At 45.2% G+C, this 6,106-nt stretch carries 6 protein-coding genes; 1 reads left to right on the forward strand and 5 read right to left on the reverse strand.

Translation table 11 applies throughout. The annotated features are described in order from the left end of the window. The 5 genes from RH88_RS01055 to RH88_RS01075 form a co-directional block, all read right to left on the reverse strand. Positions 1 to 1,714: VWA domain-containing protein (locus tag RH88_RS01055; RefSeq protein WP_005592852.1), on the reverse strand; the 1,714-nt coding region annotated here is incomplete at its 3' end. Further along, positions 1,707 to 2,675, reverse strand: coding sequence for a vWA domain-containing protein (locus RH88_RS01060; protein ID WP_005592853.1), 969 nt, complete (start codon positions 2,673 to 2,675; stop codon positions 1,707 to 1,709). The genes RH88_RS01055 and RH88_RS01060, both read right to left, overlap by 8 nt. Further along, positions 2,676 to 3,137, reverse strand: coding sequence for a DUF4381 domain-containing protein (locus RH88_RS01065; RefSeq protein WP_005592854.1), 462 nt, complete (start codon positions 3,135 to 3,137; stop codon positions 2,676 to 2,678). Between the two features lie 4 nt (positions 3,138 to 3,141). Then, the gene (locus tag RH88_RS01070; RefSeq protein ID WP_005592855.1) at positions 3,142 to 4,059 is read right to left on the reverse strand and encodes a DUF58 domain-containing protein; all 918 of its coding nucleotides are present in this window, start codon (positions 4,057 to 4,059) and stop codon (positions 3,142 to 3,144) included. A gap of 8 nt (positions 4,060 to 4,067) precedes the next feature. Beyond that, on the reverse strand, positions 4,068 to 5,024 hold the full coding sequence (locus RH88_RS01075) for an AAA family ATPase (RefSeq protein WP_005592856.1): 957 nt from the start codon (positions 5,022 to 5,024) through the stop codon (positions 4,068 to 4,070). 481 nt (positions 5,025 to 5,505) lie between these two features. Between RH88_RS01075 and RH88_RS01080 the strand changes: the two genes are divergently transcribed. Beyond that, positions 5,506 to 5,706 carry a hypothetical protein gene (locus RH88_RS01080; protein WP_005592857.1) on the forward strand — a complete coding sequence of 67 codons (201 nt, stop codon included), beginning with the start codon at positions 5,506 to 5,508 and terminating at the stop codon, positions 5,704 to 5,706. The last annotated feature ends 400 nt before the right edge of the window (positions 5,707 to 6,106 follow it).

Below are 6,106 nucleotides of genomic sequence, written 5' to 3' on the forward strand. Positions count from 1 at the left end.
CGCTTGCTTGCCTGAGCTTGATCGCATTCTCGGCTTGCTGAGACTGCTGAGACTGCTGAGACTGCTGAGACTGCTGAGACTGCTGAGACTGCTGAGACTGCTGAGACTGCTGAGACTGCTGAGACTGCTGAGACTGCTGAGACTGCTGAGACTGCTGAGACTGCTGAGACTGCTGAGACTGCTGAGACTGCTGAGACTGCTGAGACTGCTGAGACTGCTGAGACTGCTGAGACTGCTCATTCTCTGATTGTTCTTGACTCGATGGTTGTGATTCTTGACCATTTTGTTGCTGTTGCTGTTGCTGTTGCTGTTGCTGTTGCTGTTGCTGTTGCTGTTGCTGTTGCTGTTGCTGTTGCTGTTGCTGTTGCTGTTGCTGTTGCTGTTCGAGCACTTTTTTCACTGTCTCTAAGTTGCGTAGTGCATCTTGATAATTAGGATCTGTCGCCAATACCTGCTCATACTTATCAATGGCTTGCTGGTATTGCTTCGCTTGCGCGAGTGAGTTCGCCAAGTTGTATTGGCTGTCAATATCATCAAAAGATTGCAGAGATTTAATCGCGTTCTCATAGTCACCGGCTTGATATTGCGCGGCCCCTTTCCAGCGTTGATTTTTAAATAAATCTGCCGCTTGTTGATATTGTTCTTGTTCAAATAACCGATGAGCCTGCTGATCATCGGTGAGAAAAGGGTTAGCTTGTGCGGCTGGGGACGGCATTAACAAAGGCAGCGCAATAAGCACAGCGAAGACACTTCCTCGACGAAATAGAAATAAAGCAGGGATAACCAGTACGAGAGTTAACCAATAGCCGCTGTTTTGTCTGTCACGAACACGATTGTCTGAAGCGCTTTTCTCAGCGCTTTCAATTTGGTTGGTCATGGTTGCAATAGCATTGATGTCGCTGTTGTCTGGTTGAACTGAAACAAAAATACCGTTTCCTAATCGCGCAGCTTGCTGCATGTTGCCGAAATCTGTTTTAGCGACTACCGTATTCCCAGTACCATTTTCGAGTAGGCTACCATTAGGCAAAGGAATGGGCGCGCCAGAAGAAGAACCTACCCCTAAGATACTAAGACGCCACGGCGAATCTTGGATAAGCGCATCAATAGCTTGAGTTTCGTGATTGTCGAGATCGTCACTGATTAAAACAATGTCGCCGTGAGCAAAACCTGCATTCACTAAAGTGTCTATCGCCAGTCTAACCCCAGAGGCGGCATCGGCACCTTGATAAGGCATGATGGCAGGCGAGAGGCTAGGGATGAGGCTAATTAGCGTATTACTGTCGTTGGTGAGTGGGCTAACTAAATAGGCATCCGCAGAATAGACTACCAAGCCAGTAGAACCTTCACGCCATTGTTTGAGCAAATCCATCGCTTTGTAGCGCGCTTGGCTCAGTCTATTTGGTTGGACATCGTTGGCATACATCGAGAGTGACATGTCTAAAATCAACACTCGGGCACTATTGCTGGTAAAGCTAGGTTTTTCGATTTGGCTAAAGCTAGGCCCTGCAAGGGCAATAAAAGCCAGCACTCCAGATAGAGCGATAACATAGTATTTTAGCTTTGACGCTTTGGCGACTCGCATATTGAGTGCTTGGGCAAGGTGCGGAGCAATCAGGCTTTGAGTGCGTCGACGAGAAAATAGCCAATAAGTTAAGGCCAACCAGCCGGCAACCCCTATTAGCCAGATAGGGTATAGGAAAACAAATTCAGACATGATTTCTCCTAATCACAAGCAACAAGGCACTCAGCAATAGTGCTAAGGCCAATGGGTAGCGAAACCATTCTTGTTGTGGACGCCAGGTTTGAGTGGCTTGGCTAATGGGTTCCAGTTGGTTGATGGTGTCGTAAATATTTGCGAGATCATCGCTATTTCGCGCACGGAAGTACTGGCCACCCGTTAGTTGAGCAATCTGTTTTAAACTCGCTTCATCAAGGTCTTGTGCAGTATTGACAGTACGTGTCATGAACAATTGGCGCACTTCCATTTCACCGGCACCAACCCCTACGGTATAAATGGTTACGCCATACTTTTTCGCAATCTTAGCCGCTTCAATAGGGTCAAGAACCCCAGCAGTATTGGTGCCATCACTGAGTAAAATCATCACTCGTTGTTTGGCTTCACTATCAACAAAATTCTTGGTCGCCAAACCAATGCCTTCGCCGATCGCCGTGTTCGATCCAATTAAACGCAGTACTGCCATATTGAGTTGGTTACTCAATGCATTGCGATCGAGCGTTAGTGGTGTCTGTAGATAAGCGTGATCAGCAAAGAAGATCAGCCCCAAACGGTCACCTTCTCGCTGGCTAATAAAGTCACTCAATACCTGTTTAACCGCAGTCAGGCGATCAATGTAATCGCCTTGATAGAGCATGTCTTCCTGACCCATTGAACCGGATAAGTCAACGACAAGCATCATATCGCGATGTTCGAGTTGATTCATGATCGGTTCTCCATACCAAACGGGTCTTGCCGCCGACAAGATCACAGCAACCCAAATGGCAGCTGCCAGTGTCTTAGCAAGCCATTGTTTTGGTGCGACTTGTGAAGCGGCAATGGGTAGATAAGGTAAGAAAAGTGGCGCAGCATTCTTTACTCTTGGCGCAAGAAAATAGATCACCAAAGGTAAAGGAAGTGCCAGTAATACTGGCCACCAGACAAACTCTATATTGAACAACTAGGCTCTCCTTTTTTTAGGCGGTAATGCCTGATTGACCCATTGAGAACAATGTTCAACGAGTTCGTTGCTGTTTTCGACTGCTTGACGTGAATAAAGGACCTTCTGCCATTGCTCAAAATTGGATTCAAATAAAGGTGAATCAATTTGTGAGTCTAAAAAGACGTACCAATCACGCCCCGTAAGCTGAGCGATTTGTTCTCTCGGGTAGTAACAAAGTGCCACTTGGCGAACCAACTCTATTGCCGCCGCAGGTTTTTCTTTTGGGATCAGCAATAACGCCGTTTTCTTTGGCGCTAAGCGTTTTTTTTGCCATCGCAAATAGACGGTAATCAATAACAATACAAGAACGACAGCAGCTGCGGTTGCCCACCAGCCCCAAGCAAGGGGAAACCAGGATGGAACATCCGGTAAGTGTAAATCATTCAAAGGTAATACTGTGTCGTTGTTAGAGCTGGTCATACATTCATCCAGATAGTTGCTGTAACAGTGGTTGTGCACTGGTTAAGGCGCTAAAACTGATCCCTGTTTTGTGTGCGAGAGTTTTTAAGCCTTGTTGTTTATGAGTAAATGCCAACTCAAGTTGTTGGCGGGTTTTTGGTGACGAAAAATCAAGCCAAAGCGTTTTCTTTCGATCGGAAACTTGTTCGACTCCGCGGAAAGGAGTTTGTCCTAACTCCAACGGGTCTGAGATGTGAATCATGCGCACGCGATTATGTTGTGCAAGTCTTGATAAGCCGCGTTCATCCTCTTTTGTCAGGCGGATGAAATCACTCATCAGGATAATTTCAGCTCCTTTCGGCGCAAGACGATGGATCGCTTGGAATGCCGCCGATAAGTTGTGTCCGCTATCTTGCTGGTTTGTGGCGAGTTGTTGTTCATTAAGGGTGATTAATTGCTGCAAAATGGCCAATGGCCCACGATTTTGCGCGCTAGGCTTGATCTCAATCAGTTGAGTACCAGTATCAATCACAGCACCAATACGGTCTTTTTGCGCGATGGTAAGCCATGCGACAAGGCTTGCCATGTGCATCATCACTACGGATTTGAGCATCAGCGTTGAGCCAAATATCATGCTAGGGCAGAGGTCTAGGTACAGGACCACTGGCTTTTCTTTCTCTTCACTAAACAGCTTGGTATGAGTTTTACCTGTCCGCGCCGTGACACGCCAATCTATGCTGCGAATATCGTCCCCAGCCTGATATTGCCGAACTTCGGCAAAGTCCATTCCTCGACCTAACTGACGACTTTGATGTTGCCCAAGCAGTTGCGACCACAGGCTTTTTGCCGGGGGTAACCATTTGACGCTTTGCTGCTTATAAAATAGCAACTCATCGAGTGTGACATTGACGCCATTGGCATCAAAGGGAAGCTTGTGTTCCATCATGACCCTTAAGCGCTACCAACCAAAGAAAGTAAGCGCTCAATCACCTGGTTACCCGTTGTGCCTTCAGCTTGTGCATGATAGCTGAGTAATAAACGATGACGAAGTACGGGATAAGCCATTGCTTGAACATCCTCTGGAGAAACGAACTCTCGGCCAGATAACCAAGCATGGGCGCGAGCACAGCGGTCAAGTGCGATAGTTGCACGTGGGCTAACACCAAGCTCTATCCAACTTGCCAGCGTTACGTCGTATTGATCTGGTTGACGGGTTGCCATCACCAAACGAACGATATATTGCTCAACGCTTTCAGCCATATGAATATTGAGTACTTCTTGTCGCGCTGCAAAAATAGCAGCTTGGCTTAATGTCGGCGGCTCAATACATTTGTCACCTTTTGCTTCGCCACGATTTAAACGCAAAATCGCCAGTTCGCTTTGCGCATCAGGATAATCGACATTGAGGTGTAAAAGGAAACGGTCTAATTGCGCCTCTGGTAACGGGTAAGTACCTTCCTGTTCAATTGGGTTCTGTGTTGCCATAACGAGAAATAGATCAGGAAGCGGATAGGTTTTTCTGCCAGCCGTGATTTGTTTTTCCGCCATCGCTTCGAGCATCGCCGCTTGAACTTTCGCTGGAGCTCGGTTGATTTCATCTGCCAGAATTAGGCTGTTAAAAATAGGCCCAGCTTGGAAGGTAAAATCGCCAGTTTCTGGACGGAAAATATCCGTACCAGTGAGGTCTGCTGGCAGTAAATCAGGGGTGAATTGAATGCGGTGAAAATCACCTTCAATGCAATCTGCAAGCGATTTTACGGCGCGAGTTTTGGCTAGTCCGGGAGGACCTTCTACCAAAATATGTCCGTCGGCCAATAGAGCAACGAGTAATTGCTTAACTAATTCTGTTTGCCCAACGACTTGGCTTTCTAGATAGTGTCGTAATTGGTCAAAGGCTTGTGATGTCATTGGTGTTGATCTCCTTGTTTTCCACTTAGTCACCGTACCAAAGGAAAGGTTTCATCATAATGGCCTGTTTGATGTTTTTATCACCAAATTGCCACATTAATGGCCGAGATTATGTATCCATAGCCAAAACCGATATTGTAAGAGATGTTTGATATCATAATCAGTGAGTTAAGCAATAGATAATCTATGAAATCTTAGGTTTCTGGCAATAAATTTTCCCTAACAGTGAGTGTTCTGACACAAGCTTTGTCGTTCTGTAGGCAATAGATAATGGTTAGTATAACAATCAGTTGCCCATTTAGGTCCATGGTAAGGGCTTAGGCCGCCAGTTTTGGGGGAATTACGTTTGACGTAGATAGGGTGCTACAGAACAGCGATCTTTACTACGTTGTACCGGGTGATGGACATCAATTACGCTAGAATAAGGCAGCTTAAATGGGTACACTCAATAGAGTTATTTTGTATAGGTAAGTTTAAGTCCATGAGTGATTTTGAAAAAGAACTAGAACTGATGTCGCAGCAGATAAGCGAAGAGCCAGAAGTTGCTCTACCGTCTATTGATGAGCAAAAAAAGATTGCGGCAGAGCTTAAGCGCTTAGAAGCTGCAGGTGAATTGACCCCTGAAGTATTAGAGCAATACTTTGGACAGTTTTACGCTAAGTCTGATGCGCCAGTTCATTAAAAAGACTGGTTAAACCACTGGTCCTCGAACCCGAAAAGCCGAGTTTTTATTGATGCTCGGCTTTTTAATGCCTGCTCCGATCTACCTCACTCCTAGTGCTGTAAGAAATGATACCAAGAAGATTTAAATGGAAGTAAAGTTCAAATTTTAATTTACTGTGGTTGAATTATTTTCGATGATAAATAAAACCATGATTTTATTGTGTTTGAAAAAATTATTTAAATCAGCCTGTTGTGATGATTATTCTGTTATTAAAGTTATTTGTGTCAATGTAACTCTAAAGGGTTAAATGAAATGTTATTAAATTAATGCTAAAGTATTAGTTCGTTTTGTTGGTAGGCTTTATTGTTTTTAAATATTCACGTAGAGTTCGCGTTGGTTATTATTGATGGGGCTGACT

Source organism: Vibrio scophthalmi LMG 19158 (assembly GCF_000222585.1).
In the GTDB taxonomy this organism is placed as follows: Bacteria; Pseudomonadota; Gammaproteobacteria; order Enterobacterales; family Vibrionaceae; genus Vibrio; species Vibrio scophthalmi.

Bases quoted from the DNA above. Each gene is read 5' to 3' on its own strand.
- RH88_RS01065 (WP_005592854.1), bottom strand. From the start codon at position 3,137: ATGACCAGCTCTAACAACGACACAGTATTACCTTTGAATGATTTACAC.
- RH88_RS01070 (WP_005592855.1), bottom strand. From the start codon at position 4,059: ATGGAACACAAGCTTCCCTTTGATGCCAATGGCGTCAATGTCACACTC.
- RH88_RS01075 (WP_005592856.1), bottom strand. From the start codon at position 5,024: ATGACATCACAAGCCTTTGACCAATTACGACACTATCTAGAAAGCCAA.
- RH88_RS01080 (WP_005592857.1), top strand. From the start codon at position 5,506: ATGAGTGATTTTGAAAAAGAACTAGAACTGATGTCGCAGCAGATAAGC.